Origin of the sequence: uncultured Ligilactobacillus sp., assembly GCF_948826705.1 — a bacterium.
Lineage (GTDB): Bacteria > Bacillota > Bacilli > Lactobacillales > Lactobacillaceae > Ligilactobacillus.
This window is the reverse complement of sequence record NZ_CAQLEL010000011.1, coordinates 13,200-32,093: the sequence shown is the minus strand read 5'-3', so window position 1 is coordinate 32,093 and position 18,894 is coordinate 13,200. Positions and strand designations below refer to the sequence as shown.

At 40.2% G+C, this 18,894-nt stretch carries 14 protein-coding genes; 4 read left to right on the top strand and 10 right to left on the bottom strand.

Features of this window, described 5'->3' with window-relative positions:
* Nucleotides 1-106: 106 nt before the first annotated feature.
* Together guaA and coaA are read right to left on the bottom strand one after the other, a co-directional pair.
* On the bottom strand, nt 107-1,660 hold the full coding sequence (guaA, locus tag Q9Q35_RS00985) for a glutamine-hydrolyzing GMP synthase (RefSeq protein WP_304651750.1): 1,554 nt from the start codon (nt 1,658-1,660) through the stop codon (nt 107-109).
* 136 nt (nt 1,661-1,796) lie between these two features.
* Nucleotides 1,797-2,717: a type I pantothenate kinase gene (gene coaA, locus Q9Q35_RS00980; RefSeq protein WP_304651737.1), complete on the bottom strand. Its 921-nt coding sequence runs from the start codon at nt 2,715-2,717 to the stop codon at nt 1,797-1,799.
* Nucleotides 2,718-2,809: 92 nt separating this feature from the next.
* Here coaA and Q9Q35_RS00975 point away from each other — a divergent pair, with 92 nt between their 5' ends.
* Nucleotides 2,810-3,373, top strand: a complete 564-nt coding sequence (locus Q9Q35_RS00975; protein WP_304651736.1) for a GDSL-type esterase/lipase family protein — start codon at nt 2,810-2,812, stop codon at nt 3,371-3,373.
* An 18-nt stretch (nt 3,374-3,391) separates the two neighbouring features.
* Here the strand turns inward: Q9Q35_RS00975 and Q9Q35_RS00970 are convergent, their stop codons facing one another.
* Together Q9Q35_RS00970 and helD are read right to left on the bottom strand one after the other, a co-directional pair.
* Nucleotides 3,392-4,624 (bottom strand): MFS transporter, encoded by a 1,233-nt coding sequence (locus Q9Q35_RS00970; RefSeq protein ID WP_304651735.1) that lies wholly within the window; start codon nt 4,622-4,624, stop codon nt 3,392-3,394.
* Nucleotides 4,625-4,788: 164 nt separating this feature from the next.
* The gene (helD, locus tag Q9Q35_RS00965) at nt 4,789-7,089 is read right to left on the bottom strand and encodes an RNA polymerase recycling motor HelD (RefSeq protein WP_304651734.1); all 2,301 of its coding nucleotides are present in this window, start codon (nt 7,087-7,089) and stop codon (nt 4,789-4,791) included.
* Nucleotides 7,090-7,217: 128 nt separating this feature from the next.
* Between helD and Q9Q35_RS00960 the strand changes: the two genes are divergently transcribed.
* Nucleotides 7,218-9,083 (top strand): monovalent cation:proton antiporter family protein, encoded by a 1,866-nt coding sequence (locus Q9Q35_RS00960; protein ID WP_304651733.1) that lies wholly within the window; start codon nt 7,218-7,220, stop codon nt 9,081-9,083.
* A gap of 63 nt (nt 9,084-9,146) precedes the next feature.
* On the opposite strand, the gene Q9Q35_RS00955 is transcribed toward Q9Q35_RS00960, so the two are convergent.
* Both Q9Q35_RS00955 and Q9Q35_RS00950 read right to left on the bottom strand, forming a co-directional pair.
* Nucleotides 9,147-10,931, bottom strand: coding sequence for a beta-galactosidase family protein (locus Q9Q35_RS00955; protein ID WP_304651749.1), 1,785 nt, complete (start codon nt 10,929-10,931; stop codon nt 9,147-9,149).
* Nucleotides 10,932-10,958: 27 nt separating this feature from the next.
* Nucleotides 10,959-12,317, bottom strand: a complete 1,359-nt coding sequence (locus Q9Q35_RS00950) for a PTS sugar transporter subunit IIC (protein ID WP_304651732.1) — start codon at nt 12,315-12,317, stop codon at nt 10,959-10,961.
* Between the two features lie 138 nt (nt 12,318-12,455).
* Here Q9Q35_RS00950 and Q9Q35_RS00945 point away from each other — a divergent pair, with 138 nt between their 5' ends.
* Both Q9Q35_RS00945 and Q9Q35_RS00940 read left to right on the top strand, forming a co-directional pair.
* On the top strand, nt 12,456-13,313 hold the full coding sequence (locus tag Q9Q35_RS00945) for an AraC family transcriptional regulator (protein WP_304651731.1): 858 nt from the start codon (nt 12,456-12,458) through the stop codon (nt 13,311-13,313).
* A gap of 67 nt (nt 13,314-13,380) precedes the next feature.
* Nucleotides 13,381-14,052 carry a histidine phosphatase family protein gene (locus Q9Q35_RS00940; RefSeq protein WP_304651730.1) on the top strand — a complete coding sequence of 224 codons (672 nt, stop codon included), beginning with the start codon at nt 13,381-13,383 and terminating at the stop codon, nt 14,050-14,052.
* 37 nt (nt 14,053-14,089) lie between these two features.
* Here Q9Q35_RS00940 and Q9Q35_RS00935 read toward each other — a convergent pair whose 3' ends face one another.
* From Q9Q35_RS00935 to Q9Q35_RS00920, 4 genes are all read right to left on the bottom strand, one after another.
* Complete coding sequence (locus tag Q9Q35_RS00935; RefSeq protein ID WP_304651729.1) at nt 14,090-14,890, bottom strand: ABC transporter permease; 801 nt, start codon at nt 14,888-14,890, stop codon at nt 14,090-14,092.
* On the bottom strand, nt 14,871-15,593 hold the full coding sequence (locus tag Q9Q35_RS00930) for a metal ABC transporter ATP-binding protein (RefSeq protein WP_304651728.1): 723 nt from the start codon (nt 15,591-15,593) through the stop codon (nt 14,871-14,873). Before Q9Q35_RS00930 ends, Q9Q35_RS00935 begins: the two co-directional genes overlap by 20 nt.
* Nucleotides 15,594-15,749: 156 nt before the next feature.
* Nucleotides 15,750-18,263, bottom strand: coding sequence for an excinuclease ABC subunit UvrA (locus Q9Q35_RS00925; RefSeq protein WP_304651727.1), 2,514 nt, complete (start codon nt 18,261-18,263; stop codon nt 15,750-15,752).
* Between the two features lie 64 nt (nt 18,264-18,327).
* The gene (locus Q9Q35_RS00920; RefSeq protein ID WP_304651726.1) at nt 18,328-18,849 is read right to left on the bottom strand and encodes an HdeD family acid-resistance protein; all 522 of its coding nucleotides are present in this window, start codon (nt 18,847-18,849) and stop codon (nt 18,328-18,330) included.
* Between the last annotated feature and the right edge of the window lie 45 nt (nt 18,850-18,894).

Genomic DNA, 18,894 nt, shown 5'->3' with positions numbered 1-18,894 from the left:
GCAAACTTTTGGCAAACAACTATGTTATTCTAAATGTTTTTTAGTGGTTTCTCGTCCTTCAAAAAGCTGGAAATCTAGGCTATATCATCTAAGTTACATATATCACTTATTCCCATTCGATCGTTGCCGGTGGCTTCGAAGTGATATCATAGACGACGCGGTTGACGTGTGCTACTTCATTTACGATCCGCACTGAGATCTCTTGTAAAACATCCCATGGGATCTTCGCAAAGTCAGCTGTCATTCCATCGATCGAAGTCACTGCACGAATACCAACAGTATAATCATAAGTCCGACCATCACCCATCACACCGACAGAACGGATCCCTGGTAAGACAGTGAAGTATTGCCAGATCTCTTTATCTAGACCGTGTTTTGCGATCTCTTCGCGTAAAATGAGATCAGAATCACGCACGATCTGTAATTTTTCTTCCGTGATCTCGCCGATAACACGGATCCCAAGACCTGGGCCTGGGAATGGTTGACGCCAAACAAGTTCGTGTGGCATGCCCAATTTTTCACCTAATTCACGGACTTCATCCTTGAATAATGTGTTCAATGGTTCGATCAATTCAAATTGCATATCTTCGGGCAACCCACCAACATTATGGTGCGATTTGATCGTTTGAGCTGTATCAGTCCCAGATTCGATCACATCAGTATAAAGCGTACCTTGGGCCAAGAAATCGATACCCTTGAGTTTAGTTGCTTCATCATCGAAGACGCGGATAAATTCATTACCGATGATCTTACGTTTCTTTTCTGGATCAGAAACACCAGACAGTTTTTCCATAAAGCGATCTTTAGCATCAACTTTGATGATATTTAAGCCAAACTTGCCACCTAAGCTTTCCATAACTTGTTCTGCTTCACCTTTACGCAACAAACCATGGTCAACGAAGATCGATGTCAATTGGTCACCGATCGCCTTGTGTAACAAGACACCAACAACAGAAGAATCGACCCCACCAGAAAGACCAAGCAAGACTTTACGGTCACCTACTTGTTCTTTGATCTTAGCGATCTGCATATCGATAAAGTCTTCCATTGACCAGTTATCACGAGCACCACAAACATCAAACGCAAAGTGACGCAAGATATCATTACCGTATTCACTGTTACGTACTTCTGGGTGGAATTGCAAAGCATAGAATTTCTTGGCTGTATTAGCCATTGCTGAGATCGGGCAGTTTGCACTTGTAGCGGTAACTTCAAAACCAGCTGGAACTTCTGTAACTAAGTCGCCATGACTCATCCAAACAGTTTGTTCCTTAGGGAGATCTTTGAACATCACTGCATCAGCATCAGCTACTGTGATCTTCGCTTTACCGTATTCCTTATTATCAGCAGCTTCAACTTTACCACCGAGTTCTTGTGTCATCAATTGCATCCCGTAGCAGATACCCAATACTGGGATACCTAAATCAAAGATCTCAGGATCGACTTTAAATGCTCCTTCATCGTAGACACTGTTTGGACCACCAGAGAAAATAATTCCCTTAGGTGCCATTTGTTTGATCTCTTCAGCCGTGATCTTGTGGGATAATAATTCAGAGTAAATACCGAATTCACGGATCCGACGAGTGATCAATTGGTTATACTGGCTCCCAAAGTCCAATACAATGATCTTGTCAAAAGCTTGCATGTCAACATTAGCCAAGATATTCACCTCATCATAAAATTTTTGCATGTATTATCTTACATTGTACTCATTGAGTCAAGCTGGGTCAATCGTTTTTCACGTACATTTTTCATGAATTTAATTAAATTTTAGCTAGAACCCGAATAAACCCGCTCTAGTATTTGCGTAACAGCAACTCATTTATCAAATGATTTTTCCCTTTAACGATGATCAGATCGGCACGATTTCTAGTAGGTAAGATATAATCGTGCAGATTAGGGTGATCGATCTCATCCCAGACTTTAGTTGCCATCTCAAATGCTTTTTTGCGATCTCCTAAAGCATAAGGATAGTAATAATTCTTAGGATCTTTAAACGCTGTATCTAACAGCATCCCGAAGCGCTCCAAATACCACTGCTTGATGTCTTCTTCTTTAGCATCGACATAAATAGAAAAATCAAAGAAATCACTTACATAGATCTTTTGCTTACTTGGCAGTTGCAAGACATTGATCCCTTCGACCAACAAAATGTCTGGCGAAGCGATCTCTTCGTATTCACCAGGAATGACATCGTAGACCTCATGTGAATAGACTGGCGCCTTGGCAGGTAAATTATTCTTAACATCATTGATGAACCTGATCAACCGCTCCATATCATAGCTTTCAGGAAAGCCCTTGCGACTCATCAAGCCTTTTTTCTTTAGCACCTTATTTGGATATAAAAAGCCATCAGTTGTGATCAATTCAACTTTTTTATCGGGATAAACTTCGCTGAGTAATGTCTTCAACAAACGAGCCGTCGTACTTTTACCTACTGCTACCGAACCTGCGATCCCTAAGATAAAGGGCACCTTGTGTGGCCGTATCCCTAAAAAATTCGCCTGATCATCTTGGAGCTTTTGATGAGTAGTCACAAACATCTTGAGCAAATGGATCAACGGCATGTAAATATCAGCCACATCTGTGGTCGAAATGCGGTCATTTAGCGATTTTATCTTTTGCAGTTCAGCTTCAGTCAAGGGAGCGATATGGTCCTTGTAAAAGCCACTCCACTCTTTGCGTGAGATCTTATAGTAATTTATTTGATTTTCCATGCGTATTATTTCCTTGTATAGCGTTTTCTATCTTATAATAGACAATTATAGCACGGATTTTATATAAATTTACCAATAAAGGAAGCGGAAACATGACTAAAGTAGTATTATTCGGTGATAGTTTAACAGCAGGGGTCGTTGATGGTCATTCTAGTCCGATCTTTACTCGACTTTTAGAGGATAAATTCCCTGATGTTGAGTTCATCAACCGTGGTTTACCCGGTGATCAAACACGAAACGCCTGCAAACGACTACGTGAGGATGTCTTAAATGAAGTCCCCGATAGCGTAGTGATCTTCTTTGGCACCAATGATGTTTCCAGCAAAGAAGTCTTTTTAGCTAATTACCACAATAATTTAGCTTATATGCTAACTTGTATCAGTCCTAATAAATGTCTCTTGATCACCCCGGGGATCGCGGGACCAACGCGTGCTAATCTTCGACCACTTTCCAAGATGGAGCAATATGCTAAAGAAACTTTGACTGTCGCAAAAGAATTTGAGATCCCAGCCTTAGATTGGTTTGATATCTGCAAAAATAAAGATCCAAAAGAACTATTACAAGCAGATGATCTGCACTACTCTGAGATGGCGTATCGGCAACTCGTCGAACATCTCACGCCACTGTTACAAAAGAAATTAGATAGTTTAAACTGATAAAAAGGAACACTGAGTTCAGTGTTCCTTTTTATCACTATACAACCATGAGCCAACGACAGCTAAGATCACACTAGCAAAAAAGAAGATCGCTCCTGGTGATAAATACTGAAATAAGGTACCAAAAAGAAAAAGTCCTAGCGGAGAAGCTAGTTCTAATATTGCAGCAGCGGTAGCATTGATCCGACCTTGTTTTTCCACCGCCACTTCTGTACGCATGTGCAGTGCATAAGGAACATTTGCTAAACAGATCGCTAACCCCAGCAAAAATAAACTCACCGTGAATACTGCACTCACAAGTAAAGTACTGCTATACAAAAGTACTAGCGCCATAGCTAACAAAGAAACGACCATCAAGAACGAAACTTTTGCCGTAAAATGACATTTTCCTTGTTTTACTTTGATATTTCCCATCAAAATAGAACCAACGATCATCCCAAAAGCTAAACTAGACATGATCCAACCATAGGTATGTGCGCTTACACCAAGATCTTTGACTAAAACTATCGGATCACCTACTTCTACTGCGGTCAGAACCAGATTAGCCACTACTCCAAAAATAAGTAGTGCTTTTAGTAGCTGATCTTCTTTGATATAATGCATCCCAGCAAAACTACCCGATAATATGTTTTCTCTTTTATCTGTCCTAGTTTCTCTTCCAAATGCCGTAAAATCCAACCGTAATAAGCTAAAAAAGACCCACGCTTCACCAACGATCTCTAAAAACATTATCTGCTTTAATGTAAATACCGGATATAAGACACCACCCAAGATCGGAGCTACTAACATCATCAAAGCAGAGATCGTCTGTTCACCTGTGATCAGCTTTTGATGATCAGCCTTAGCCACTAAGTTCAAGGTAGATGCTTTATATGCGATCGTTTGAAAGTCATCACATAATGTCAACCAAAAGACTAGTGCACCTGCAATGAGCACGATCCCTAGAGTGGTTTGAAACTTTGTAAACAACAACATACTCAAACTTACAAGTAAAATACTACTAAGCTGTGCTGCTAATGCGATAGACTTATGTGGATATCTATCTACCACCTGTCCAACTAGTGGACTTCCTAAGATAGTCGCTAGTGGACCTAACATCAAGATCAATGAAAACGAAAAGCTCGAATCTGTCGCTTTTAAGACGTAAAGACTTAAAACAAAGTTGAATATCCCACTGCTCAAATTCCCAATAAAATAGCTTCCAAGCGATAAATGCAGTTGTTTTTTAGAAAAATCCTTTGTTTTCCCCATAAGATCTCCCCCAATATGGCTTTAATGAGTTAATAATATAACTCAACCCCCCTAAAAAACAACACTTTTTATCATTAAATTTTTATCTATTTTTAATTTTATCTATAAACTTGAAATCATCTCTTCAAAAAAGCGGTGTTTCATCCCGAAACACCGCTGCTAGCTCAACGTTTGATCAATTCATATAAATTTTTATCCACAGTATCAAATAATGGGGATAACTCTTTTAGCGCTAAGATATCCAGTTGATGCATCGCACGTGAACAGATCGTATAGACCAACTGACGTTCACTTTCATCATGGTAATTTTCACGATCAGCATTCCACATGATAACAGCATCAAATTCTAGCCCTTTAGCCAGATAAGATGGGACGATCAAGGTCCCAGGAACTAAGCGCTGATTTTCAGTTCTGATCAGAGTCGTTTCAACACCTTTAGTCTGTAATAGTGAAAAAAGCTCTTCACATTCAGCTAGACTCTTCCCGATGATCGCTGTCGTCTGTTTAGCATCATCATTTTTAGCTAAAATATCCACAACATCATTCACTAAAACATCTTTGTCCTGGTCAACAATGATCGTTGGCTTCTTTCCCTTGCGTTCAAAAGCCGTCACCTTTTCACCGTTGATCAAAACTTCCTTGGTAAAGTCCGTGATCTGTTGGGTCGAACGATATGAAGTCGTCAACTGGACCACTTTGGTCTTTTCTTTTGGAAACATCGTGCTCAATTCCGTTAACAGCGTATGACTATTTTCTTTGGTGAAGATCGCTTGGTTGAGATCACCTAACATGGTGAATTTTGCACGTGGAAATTCATGTTTGAGATAAGCCAACTGAAAGGCAGTGTAATCTTGGATCTCATCGATAAAGACATGTCTGATATCTCGCTCACCTTTTTTCCCTGTGATCTGGTCATATAAGTAAAGGTATGGCGTCACATCAGTCAAAGAAAGACGCCTTTTTTTCAATAGATCGATCGTATTGTCGATCCCTTTTTCCCAAGCATCTCTGGTCAATTCAAATTCACTTAACTCTAGCAACTCTGGTACGCTACGCAAGAAATGTACATATTGCGCGTTGATATTTAAGAAGCGATTGCGCATGATCGCCACTTGGATCTTCTTATAATCTTGCATGACATATTGGCGAGCCAAAAAGTTTAGTTCCTTATCCCCATTTTCAAAATTACGTGGATGATCACCATATAACGCATTCAACTGCTGTTGTGAGAGATCTTGCACAGCTTTTTGGACCGCATCACTTTTAGCCGCAAGTGCAACTTTAGAATTTAGCCGCTTGATCAAAGCTTCTTTGGTCGCCGCCAAACGATTACCGAGATGATAGTTTTCATTAAAGCTGTAGTAAATATCTCTTATTTCTTTTTTGGAGAAGAAAATTTCACCATCATGCATGATGTTTTTAAAACGCATCCCATTTCTTTCAAGATATTTACCATAAGCTGTTGCTACCTTGAAAAACTTCAAACTATCTTTAGTCTCTTTGATCTTTTTGGAAAGTCCACTGTTATCTTCTTCAAAACGCTCTTGCAAAGTTTCGACTCTAACTTTAGGCAAACGTCGGTTGGTGAATTGATGATACGTCATCTGCACCATGTTTTGTTCTCCTAATTCGGGTAAGACCTGATCAATATAGTCATTGAACAATTGGTTAGGTGAAAACAACACTACTTGACCTGAGTTGAGCTTGCCACGATAGCGGTATAAAAGATATGCTACTCGTTGCAAAACAGCTGAGGTCTTACCAGAACCGGCTGCTCCTTGGACAAACAGTAATTCCGAATCAGTATCACGAATGATCTTATTTTGTTCTTTTTGGATGGTCGTGACGATACTTTTCATCTTAGTATCTGAACCTTCATCTAAGACCTCTAGTAGCATCTGATCCCCGACTGTCTCATCGGTATCAAATAAAGTCACGATCTGTCCATCTTCGACCATGAATTGACGTTTCAATTCTAACTCGACTTGGCGCTCACCTACTGGAGTCGTATACTTAACTTTTCCTAATCCCCCATCATAGTACACACTTGAGATCGGAGCACGCCAATCGTAAACTAAAAAGTTATCCTTTTCATCTGAAAATGAAGCTAGCCCGATATAGATCTTTTCGAGCTTTTGTTCACCTTGCTCTTTGATATCGACCCGTGCAAAGTAAGGCTTTTTTTCCATCTTTTCGAGCACATCTAAACGTTTGGCGGCTTGTGTTCGGTTGTTTTCTCTTTCGGCTAATTGTTGTTGTTGTTGGCGCACAGTTAGAGCGGTCTCCAGCATTCCCGAATAAGTTCCCGTCTTGATACGGAGATTATTCTTGAAATCATCTTGGATCGCCTGTGTATCGCTTTTAGCAGTAGCTATATTTTTTTGCGCCTTTTTTTGCGCTTTCTTGATCTGATCGACCACTCGATCCATGCGTTGTTGTTCTTGTTGCTTAATGCTTTCAGCCATTATTTACCCTCCGCTCAAACAAATTTTCGATATTCTATTGTAGCATATCTAATTTTCTTTGTCGTGTTTTTGAACTCAAGGAAATGATTGTGTATAATGAAACAAACATTTTCTAAGGAGGAAATTTCATGTCAGTTTCTGTACTGATAGTCACATTTGCTGCTTTTATCACGCCGATGGTCTTACAGCGCTTTAAGATCAGTGTCTTGCCGACTGCTGTCGCTGAAGTGCTCGTTGGGATCGTGATCGGTAAAAGTGGCTTTGACCTCGTTCAAACAGAAGGTACTTTAAGCTTTCTTTCAAACTATGGTGTTATCTTCTTACTTTTCTTGAGTGGAATGGAGATCGATTTTTCACTTTTCAAGAAAAACAATGGACCACTAACACCACTAGCACGCAAAAAAGCTGCAAATGCACCTTCAACTTCACCGGTCCAAGTTGCCGCGATCGCTTATGGCGGTAGCTTACTGATGGCACTTGCTTTAGCCTTGCTCTTTAAATTCTCGGGTCTATTTAGCAACTTTATCTTAGCTGCGATCTTGTTTTCGACTGTTGCTTTAGGAGTCGTGATCGCCGTTTTAAAGGAAAACGAATTGCTAAATAAACCACTCGGGCAAACCTTGCTTTTGGTCGCTGTCTTAGGTGAAGTGGTGCCATTGCTTTGTCTGACGATCTATAGTTCTTTTGTCTCCGGCAAAGGTGAAAGTGCTTGGTTGATCTTCTTGCTATTTATCGTCGGCGCTTTGATCTTCAAGCGATTTCGCAGTTTTTTCACCTCATTAGATGAGATCAACAAATCTACGACTCAGATCGACATTCGCTTAGCGTTACTGGTCATCACCACCTTAGTCGTTTTAGCAGAGTCTGTCGGAGCTGAAGATATCTTAGGTGCCTTTATCGCCGGGATCGTGATCAAATTGCTCCAACCTGCTCATAGTACCCAAGAAAAACTCGATGCGATCGGATATGGCGCCTTTATCCCGTTCTTTTTCATTTTGACAGGTGCTAAGATCGATATCCCAAGTTTACTCAACTCACCTAAGACGTTGATCTTGATCCCACTATTTTTTGCCGCTTATGTCTTGGCAAAAGCTCCTGCCTACTTGGGATTGCGCCAACGTTTCAAGCGCGTCAATGCTTTAGCAGGGGCGATGCTTTCACAAACAACGATCACGTTAGTCTTAGCTACGTTGACTGTCGCCCAGAATCTTAAAGTCATCTCAAGTGAACAATCTGGCGCCTTCATCTTAGCCGCTGTCGTGAGTTGTATCTTAGGACCTTTAGTCTTTAACAAGTTACATCGACCAGAACCAGAAGATCTGAAAAAGACTAAAGTCACGATCATCGGGGTCAACTTAGTCACGATCAACACTGCCGAACAGCTAAACGAAGACTGGTATGATATCCAAATGTACACTAATTGGGAGAAAAATTATAAGACTTATGATTACCGTAAAAACGTCCATCTACTGGATAGTGTCGAACCAAAAGACCTCATCAAACAGCAGATCTTTGACACAGATATCTTAGTCTTAGGTCACTCTGATGTCGATATCAATTATTCTTTAGCCTTAGCTGCTAAAAAATATGGTGTCGATCGCGTCTTGACTCGGATCCAAAACAGTGATCCGACTAGCATGGCAAAAATGGATAAACGTCTCTCTGACGCAGGTGTCGAGTTCTTTACGACTTTTGACACAACTGTCGGGATGATGCGTGCGATCATCGAATCTCCATCGACACTTGATCTGATCACAGGCGATTCCCGTTTATACGAAGTCATTGTGCGTAATTCTAAATTTGCTGGGCTTGAATTACGCAAATTGCCATTTATCAAAGAGATCACTGTCAGCAGGATCTTTAGACACCATAAAGCGATCCCAGTCAATGGCAACACCCAGATCCAAGTGGGCGATCACCTACTCTTTTCAGCCAACAAGGATGTCGTTAATGATATCCGCAAAAAGATCAGTAAACTAAATGATTATGAATAATTAAAATGCTCACAGGTAAAGCAACGATCGCTTTACTGTGAGCATTTTTTATGCAGTCACTTATCAACTACCATGACTTGTGCGCGGATGCTTACAAAATTTAAGTTCTGTGATCGTAACACCTTCAGTTTCAAAAATTACGATCTCATTTACACCCGTTTTTAAAAAATCTTTGGGGCAATAAAGTGTGTGAAGTGGGCCACAACTCCAATAACGACCTAAATTGATCCCATTGACGATCACGACACCTTTGCCATAACTACTACAATCGATAAAAGTATCACCGATCTCAGTTAGATCCAATATCACTTGATAAAATGAAGGTTGTTTAGGATCTTTTTTAGCGGTGTAATCGATCTTTTGCAACTGTTCTTTTGACAGATCTATTGCGTATTGCCGATATCCTTGATGAAAATGGATATCCTGCATGATCCCACCACGGATCCCTTTACTTTGTGTCGGACTATTCAACTTGAACCCATAATTCACCCGCCCCAAATTTTCGACCAAAACATCTAGCTTGATCTGAGCTTTGTTTGGCTCGCCTTGGATCAAGATCTCTTTTCCAAGAGTCTTTTGGTACTGGATAGCTTTCAACTCACCATCCGCAAACACGTGGATCCGATCGCTCGCCTCTACGACCTTTAACTTATTTTCACGATGATAATTTTTTAGCTCTACCGAATAGAGCATATAGCCATAACCTGTCCCTAGCGCTTCCATCGTTAATGGGTATGCCGTTTTTTTAGGCGCCACCAGTTTGTCTTTTATTGCTAATAGTGAAACACTATTTGTCACTGGATAAGTTCCTAATGCCTTGCACTTTTTTTCATGTGGCTTAGCCTGCCACACATCTGGACAGACCTCTTTTATAGCCTTTTGAACATAGAAATACTTTTCAGTCGGTTCTCCTGCTTCTGTCAACAAAGCATCATAGTCATAACTTGTCACTTGTGGGAGATCTAATGCTTTTCGCGCAGAACATCCGTTGTAAAATCCAAAATTAGTTCCCCCATGAAACATATAGAGATTTAAAGAACCTAACTTTAACATCTCTTTGACTTCATGAGCTAACTCTTGTGGATCACGCTTGATGAGAGGTTCTTTCCAACGTCCAAACCACCCATCCCAATATTCCATACACATGATCGGCCATTTTTTACCATGTTTTGCCATAAACTTTTTCATGACGGCTACGTTTTCTTTAGAATGGCTACCAAAATTCCCCGTTACCAAGACATCATCGGCGATCAAAGTCCCTGCATCTAAAGCCTCTTCCCATGTACCATCGGAAGTAAATAATGAGACGTTGATGCCAAATTCTTCCATCAAGTGCTTTGTTTGGCGCAGATATCTCTTTTCCATGCCATACGAGCCATATTCATTTTCTATTTGCATCATAATGATCGGTCCACCGTAAGTGATCTGAAGTGGGACCAACTTAGGTAATAAGACACTGTAATATGAGCGGACTTTTTCCATAAATGCCGGATCTGTCGAGCGCAAGCGCAAGTGCTTTTTTAACAACCAAGCAGGCATTCCGCCAAATTCCCACTCGGCACATATATAGACAGCTGGTCGCAAAATGACCATTAATCCTAATTCTTGTGCCATTAAAATAAAGGCCTCGACATCTTTTATACCTTCAAAATCGTAGACATTTTCCATAGGTTCATGTATGTTCCACGGAATATAAGTTTCAACTGTATTAGCACCAAGCGCTTTTAAATTATATAAGCTATCTTTCCATTGTGTTTGGGGTATCCGAAAATAGTGGATCGCCCCACTGATCAGCTTTATCGGTCTTCCATCCAACAAAAATTCTTCTTTTATCTCAAATGTTTGCATATCAACTTCTTCTTTCAAATATTTTTGTCATCTGATGTACTCTTTATTAGCCATCTTGACAAACGGCAAATAGATCAGTACCGCCAAGCCGAGGTTGATAACTGATAATATGAGCGCTCGCCAATCAAAACCAGTTGAAAACAAGCCGTATAAGACTGGTGGCATGACCCAGGTCACATTTTGTGTCACAGGTGCTACCAACCCTAGATATGTTGCTAAATATGCCACACCCGACATGACCGCTGGACATAATAAAAATGGGATAAATAGTATCGGATTTAGCACCGTGGGCAAGCCATACATTACGGGTTCACCGATATTAAACAAGGCTGGAACGATACCTAACTTAGCTACTTCTTTATAATGATCATTTTGTGATATCAAAAAAATAGCGATCAACAAGCCTAAAGTCGCATACCAGACAAAAGAACCATAAGAGACACTTGTCCAAAGATATGGGATCGTCTCATGTTTTTGGTATGCTTCTAAGTTAGCTAACAAGGCTACCCCAAATACACCTTCCATGATAGGTGCCATAACATTGCCACCATGGATCCCAAAAAACCAGAAAAATTGTGTCAACACTGCTATCAATATAACGACCAAAAAGCTCTGCGATAGACCTAACAATGGCGTCTGTAGCACCTTATATATCCAATCGATGATCAATGAATTTGTTACTTTATTGAAAGCAAAAGTAAAAATAGCTACTACGTACAGTGAAACTAGAGCTGGAATTATCGATAAAAAGGGTTTAGCGATCGCTGGTGGGACCGTATCTGGCAACTTTATCGTCCAATTTTTCTTCATCAACTTACAAAAGATGATCGCAGAAAGAAACCCGATAATTATAGCTGTGAAGTATCCATTTGAATTGATCTGCGTCCCTGGTAATACACCTGAAATGGTCACATTTAGATCGTGGCCTGTAACTTTTATCCCATCGAGCCCATCAAATAGCGCTGATAGTTCAATGTTTTTACTATTCTTCAAAGAGTATGTCGAAGTGAGCGAATCACCTATGGAAATGATAAAAGCTGACAAAGCTACCAATCCAGAAGATAAAGTATCCACCTTATATATTTTGGCAATATTTACCCCCAAACAGTAGATAAATAATAATGCCACTATCGATATGCTCCCCTTAAAAACTAGATTATTGACATCGACCCACCATTGAAATGTTGACGTTATTTTTTGCAAGTTGAACTGTTCGGGAATATCGACCAAAAAGGCATTGATCAGTAAGGCGATCGAACCCGTCATTATCACGGGCATCGTACCTATAAAAGAATCTCTAAGTGCAACTAAAAAACGTTGATTGCCGATCTTAGTGGCAATTGGCAAGATCTTACTTTGAATTGCATCCATTATTTTTTCACTCATTTACATCCACCACTTTCAAAAAGTATATTGGAAGCGCTATCCAAAATAGATTATATTATTTGCTTTAACTTTTTGAACATGATATTTTATACTCAAAACATGGAATTTTCTGCATAAATTATTTAAGGGATGATATCAATGGATGATTTTTGGTACCATGATCGCTCAATAGCAGCTCCGATCTATCTTTCACAATGTGGATGTGAGAGCTACCAAATAAATTCTTCGGTCCGTAATTACACCGTCCAACAAAAATGGATAATCCATTATGTACTATCAGGTAAGGGAACTTTAGAAATAGCTGGGCAACATTTCAAATTAGAGCAAAATGACATTTTCTTCTTTTTTCAAGGGCAAAAGGTAAAATATTATAGCGATAAGACCGAGCCTTGGACTATCATTTGGATAGGCCTTCAAGGTGATAAAGTGACTGAATTTTTAGAAGAAACGACATTATTAGATAAAAACATGGTCAAAACGCCTTTTGCTATGCAAGATACCTTAAAAAAGATCATCTCAGAGATAGTCTTTAAAAACAAAGAACTGATCGATGAACCTGAAACCTTAAAAGAACTACGGAATACGGCGACTCTATACCAGTTTTTATATCACATCAAAAAGATCTTTTTGCTACCTTCGTTGACGACAAATAAGCCGACCCAGATCAATATCATTGACTACATAAATAAGCACTACATGGATAGCATCTCTCCTTTGACGATAGCCAAATATTTCAATATAAGTTACAGTCAGTTATATAAATTATGTATCTCTACGTTTAACTCCAGTCCAAAGAAGATCATAACTAAGCATCGCATCAGAGTCGCGGTAGATCTCCTTTTAAACTCAGATAACACGATCAAAGAGATCGCCCAAAAAGTTGGATATAAAGATGAATTCTTATTTTCAAAAACTTTTTCAAAGAATATGGGGCACTGTCCATCTAAGTTTAGAAAACTAAACAAAGCTCAACTCAAAAATATAAGATTCAAATGATCACCTCTAGCAAAACCGCTTTCATGATATAATTAAAACAAATACATTTGTTGTGGGAGGAATTTTTATGGCATACTCGATCTACTTTGTCCGTCACGGACAGACATATCTCAATCGTTACAACAAGATCCAAGGTTGGTGTGATTCTCCTTTGACACCTAAAGGGATAAAAGATGGGCACCAAGCTGGCAAACGCCTGGCACATCTCAACTTTGCCCATGCTTTTCACAGCGACACGAATCGCGCCGCGCGGACATGTCGCTATATCCTAGAAGAAAACGTGACAAGCGCTAAAGATCTCACCCCAAAAGCTTTGCCGTATTTTCGTGAACAAAACTTTGGGTACTTTGAGGGCAGTGACACCAGTCAAGCTTGGTTGATGATCGGAGCTGACCACGGATGTAAGACTTTTAACGATATCATCACTAAGTATTCGATCGAAAAAGCACGTGATCTCACTAAAAAAGCCGATCCGTTCCATGATGCTGAAAACAATGCTGAATACTGGCAACGCCTTGACCAAGGATTTGAGTATATCGATAAGATCGCAAAAGATGGCGATAAGATCTTACTTGTTGCGCATTCGACTTTGATCCGTAGTTTGACCGCACACTTTGCCCCTGAGATCGATATCACCGTTAGCCCTAAAAATGGTTCTGTGACCCGATTTGATGTTGACGATAACGGGCAGATCAAGCTCGCCTACTTTGATCGATACCAAGATGACGCTAAATATTGAGCCAAAGAAGATCTGCGAAAATTTTGCAGATCTTTTTTCACCTTATCGATAACTGCAAAGATACCTTCCGTAAAATTCGTTGTGCTAGATACATCATCCCAAGTGTGAGCAAGAGATCCACCAAAATAGGTAGTGGCTCAAAAAAGCCAAATGCCACCGTCCTGATCGCTTTTAGTTGGTATGTAAGCGGATTGATCATGATCAAACATTTGACAAACAGTGGTAACTTATCAGAAAAAACATAGAGCGTCGGAGCTGCATACGATACAGGACTAAATATCAAGGTCATCACAATATCTCGCTTTTCATAGGTCGATATTTTAGTACTAAGTAAGATACCAAGGGCTGACCAAAAGCCAAGTGAGATGATCACAACGATAATGGACAATAAGAAAAAGCCAATGTTATATATCCCACCTGACATCATCCCAAGAATAAATAAGATCGAACACTGAAAAAGTAAGCCCACGATCGGAAAGCAACTCATTCCGATCAGATAATACCATGGTTGGATCCCGTTCAAAAATTTGAGCGCCAATAGCCCGTATTCTTTATCGATCGTAGCGCGGTACATAGCTTGTGACATCTGTCTTGTCACAAAAAAGGTCAATACACCAGTCAAGGCATACTGTTTATACAAAATAGCTACACCTTCTAAATTGACTGTTTTCAAACTAGTACTCAATGCCAAGACCAACAAACCATACGACAATACAGGTCCCATCCCCATTGATAGTAACAGACCTTTATTTCGTTTGAAAGCAACCCACTCACTGTAAGCAATGATCTTTATCGCACCGATCCCAGTGGAAATATTTCTAAAATTCATCGGATCCATGTTCTTCAGTCCTTTCTTGCAAGTATTTTTCTCGTAAACTCATACCCTGCGCTAAAAATTGCTGGAGACTTCCAAAATACTTTTGTTTGCCCTCATCAAGAAAGAGCAATTTTTCAGCATAATTTTCCAATAAGACTAGATCATGGGATGACACCAAGACCAGCGCACCTTCTTGACTACGTTTTTTTAGAAACGAAAATAACCTTTCAGAAGTTTCTACATCAAGTCCTGTTGTCGGCTCATCCAAAATATAGAGCTGTGGTTTTTTAGCTAATTCTCGCGCTATTTGAACTCGTTGCTGTTGTCCGCCTGAGATATGATCGGTCTGTTTATCACTTATCTTAGTGATATCCATCAGCTCGAGCGCTTGTTGACAAAGTTTTGTCGCCTCTTTTTTAGAAAATCCGACCAATAGTGGTCCTTGAAAAACATTATCGTATACATTCATGTACCAATCTATGATCTGATTTTGTGGACTAAATCCGATATCATTGAACGGATTTTTCCTTGTTGTATGTAAATCTACTGAGACCTCACCTGCAAGTGGCGCTAAGATCCCGACCGCTGTTTTCATCAATGTACTTTTACCTGCTCCATTAGCCCCGACTAATGCTACAAATTCCCCTTTTTCCAAAGTAAAATCAACGTTTTTGACCACTGTAGTAGCATCATATCCAAGTGATACTTTACTAAAATGTATCATCTAAGATCCCCCCTAGATCGATCTTAAAGCTATCCTGCCATAAAGTGAGCAAGAGCACAAGATTTTTTAGGTGTATCTAACTTTTTAGCTAGATCATTATCATATCAAGCTCTGACAAAAAAACGGTACCGCTCAAATCAAGCGATACCGAAAAGATCATTTAAAACGCATCAAGTAGTTAGCTAAAGCTTTAGCCGTTAAACTTGTTGGATGTTTTAGTAATTTTAAAAGTGTACCTGAAAAGACGATCTTACCACCGTGCTTTCCGCCTCGTGGTCCTAAGTCTAAGATGTTATCAGCATTAGCGATCAAATTCAGATCGTGCGTGATCGTTATGATCGTTGCACCTTGATCGATAAGTCTTTGCATGACTTTTAGCAAGACTTTCACATCTAATGGATGCAACCCGATCGTAGGCTCATCAAAGACAAATAGCGTCGTTTCTTGCTTATGATCCAAATGCTTTACCAATTTCAAGCGTTGCGCTTCACCACCAGAAAGGCTTGGGGTACTTTCACCTAGATGCAGATAACTCAGTCCAACTTCTTTTAGCAACTCTAATTCCCGTAAGATCTTAGGCTCAGTTTTAAATACACTCAAAGCTTGACCAACATCCATGTCTAAAACATCCACGATCGAATACCCATTCCATTTGACCTCTTGGATCTCAGGGCAATAGCGTTTCCCCGCACACATTGGACATGTCTGTTCCATATCAGGTAAATATTGGACATCTAAGGTCACGATCCCAGTTCCACCACACTCGAGACATCCACCTTGTTTATTGTTATAGGAAAAATAACTCGGCGTATAGTGGCGCTCTTTAGCCAGTGGTTGTTTAGCAAACAACTTACGCAAATTATCCATGATACTCGTATAGGTCGCAGTCGTCGAACGGGTACTCTTACCGATCGGACTTGCATCGACGCTGACAACATCTTTTATCGGTGAATCAAGTTCGCTCACTTGCGCTGGTAAACCTTCTCCCTTAGCTTTGGCCTTGATCGCTGGCACTAAGGAATCTAAGATCAAACTGGTCTTCCCTGCTCCAGAAAAGCCTGTTACAGCGGTCAAACGGTTAAGTGGAAGATCAACTTTGACATCATGTAGATTATAATACTTTCTCACAGCTAAAGTCAGTTTAGCTGTATCCACTGGCCGGATCGGACGCGCTATCAACTCAGCCGTCCCATTCAAATAAGGTCCGATCAACGAATTTTTATCTTTAGCTAACTGTGCCGGAGTCCCAGTGGCAATGATCTGGCCTCCATTCTCCCCCGAACCAGGCCCGATCTCAATGATGTGATCAGCTGCTTTGATGATATCAACATTATGATCGACCACAACAAGCGAATTTCCTTGTGCGACCAATTGTTTAAAGACATTCAACAAACCATTTATATTATCTGGATGTAACCCGATCGACGGTTCATCTAAAACATATAAGACACCCGTCGTTTCCGTGCGAAGGGTCCTAGCCAACTGGATCCGTTGCAACTCCCCTGTCGAAAGCGTGTTACCATTGCGAGCTAGCGTCAAATAATCCAGTCCTAGTTCTAATAAAGGTTTGAGGTCATCATCAAATTCAGCAAAGATCGCCTGTGCCATAGCATTCATCTCAGCGGGTAATGTTTTTAAGACCTGCATCTTCCAAGCCGGCAAAGCATGTAAGCTAAGTTCGGTAATTTCAGCAATATTTAGTCCACCTGCTTTTTGGCGCAACAATTTGGGTTTGAGTCTTGTTCCATGACAGGTCGGACAAGTCGAATAATGGAAAAATCCACTGATCTTTTTTTGCGCCCGTTCACTTTTACTGGTCTTTGCCGATTCTAAAACAGCCTGATGGGCATTTTCATACAAGACATTGAAATCGTGAAAGACTCGACCAGTACTTGTACGAAAATCCATCTTGAACTTCTTTTGTGGTCCATTTAAAACAAAGTCTTTTTCTTTGTCTGTCAATTCTTTAAAAGCTACATTGATCCGGACGCCTGCTTGTTCAGCTACATTAGGCATAAAGTTGCGCCCCGGTAAGCGCCAAGAAGCAATCGCCCCATCTGCCAATGACAAATTCTCATCAGCGATCAATTTACTCTCATCTAGCTGACGCATTCGCCCTGTTCCTTGACAAGTTTCACATGCCCCAGTTGAATTAAAAGCAAAATCTTCTGCACCATAGGCATAAAACTCAACTCCACAGGTAGGACATATCAGTAACCCCATCTTTTCACCTGATTTACTCATTGCTTGGGCAACTTTCAAATTCGGACCAAAGGCATGCCCATTGGGACAGACAGGTCGACCTAAACGCGAAAAGACTAAGCGGATCACATTCAATAATTCACTCATCGTCCCAACTGTCGCCCGTTCAGATGGGATCGCAGGCCGTTGGCGTAATGCTAAAGCTGACGGGATATGTTTGACACTTTCAACTTTAGCTTTATTTCCAGTCTTGAGCCGTCTTCTAGTATAAGTCGAAAGGGCTTCTAAATAACGCCTAGAGCCTTCTTCATATAATATCCCCATCGCAAGTGAACTCTTTCCCGAACCCGAAAGACCTGAGATCGCCACAAATTGATGTAATGGAATATCAATATCGATATTTTTTAAATTATGCACTTTCCCCCCACGGACTTCGATCTGTTGGGGCAATTTTGCTGTTGTTTTCATATAGTATTTCCTCACTAAAAAAGCGGACTTAATTGCTACCAAGTCCGCTTTGATCTTTGACGATTTAGAATGCTTGAATGATCTTAATGACCCCGATCAAGATCAAATAAAAGGCGATGATCAAGACCAAAGTCGTTGCTGCGATCAAAGGATTGAACAATAGAACAAACCCGATGAACAAAGCGAGGATGTTTAAGATCAAGTTCAAAATGTAATAGCCTCGGTTCAATTGTTTGAAATAGCCAGCTGTAGCAATTTCAGCGATCGAATCAAAGATGAACCAAAAGGCAAAAATATAGGCGATCACAATGATACCTGAAGCTGCTCTGAAAATAAACAAGAGACCTAAAATGATATCAACGATCCCCATAAAGAGCAACCAGCCTGAGCTTTCACCAAATAAATTGCCGATCCCACGTCTAAACCATAGCTCGTAGAATCCCTTGACTAAAGCACCGATCCCGATACAGATCGAAATAAATTTCAAAGTATCATCAGGATTCATATAGGATGCTATCCCAGCGATCACAAAAACGATCCCAACGATCAAACTAAACCAGTCGAAACTTCGACGTTTTGTTTGCATAACAAAAGACCACCTTAAAAAATTCTAATATCGTTTATCGATTTT

Coding starts and splice junctions, on each gene's coding strand:
- Q9Q35_RS00940 (WP_304651730.1), top strand. CDS start 13,381: ATGGCATACTCGATCTACTTTGTCCGTCACGGACAGACATATCTCAAT.
- helD (WP_304651734.1), bottom strand. CDS start 7,089: ATGGCTGAAAGCATTAAGCAACAAGAACAACAACGCATGGATCGAGTG.
- Q9Q35_RS00950 (WP_304651732.1), bottom strand. CDS start 12,317: ATGAGTGAAAAAATAATGGATGCAATTCAAAGTAAGATCTTGCCAATT.
- Q9Q35_RS00920 (WP_304651726.1), bottom strand. CDS start 18,849: ATGCAAACAAAACGTCGAAGTTTCGACTGGTTTAGTTTGATCGTTGGG.
- coaA (WP_304651737.1), bottom strand. CDS start 2,717: ATGGAAAATCAAATAAATTACTATAAGATCTCACGCAAAGAGTGGAGT.
- Q9Q35_RS00960 (WP_304651733.1), top strand. CDS start 7,218: ATGTCAGTTTCTGTACTGATAGTCACATTTGCTGCTTTTATCACGCCG.
- Q9Q35_RS00935 (WP_304651729.1), bottom strand. CDS start 14,890: ATGGATCCGATGAATTTTAGAAATATTTCCACTGGGATCGGTGCGATA.
- Q9Q35_RS00975 (WP_304651736.1), top strand. CDS start 2,810: ATGACTAAAGTAGTATTATTCGGTGATAGTTTAACAGCAGGGGTCGTT.
- Q9Q35_RS00925 (WP_304651727.1), bottom strand. CDS start 18,263: ATGAAAACAACAGCAAAATTGCCCCAACAGATCGAAGTCCGTGGGGGG.
- Q9Q35_RS00930 (WP_304651728.1), bottom strand. CDS start 15,593: ATGATACATTTTAGTAAAGTATCACTTGGATATGATGCTACTACAGTG.
- Q9Q35_RS00970 (WP_304651735.1), bottom strand. CDS start 4,624: ATGGGGAAAACAAAGGATTTTTCTAAAAAACAACTGCATTTATCGCTT.
- Q9Q35_RS00955 (WP_304651749.1), bottom strand. CDS start 10,931: ATGCAAACATTTGAGATAAAAGAAGAATTTTTGTTGGATGGAAGACCG.
- Q9Q35_RS00945 (WP_304651731.1), top strand. CDS start 12,456: ATGGATGATTTTTGGTACCATGATCGCTCAATAGCAGCTCCGATCTAT.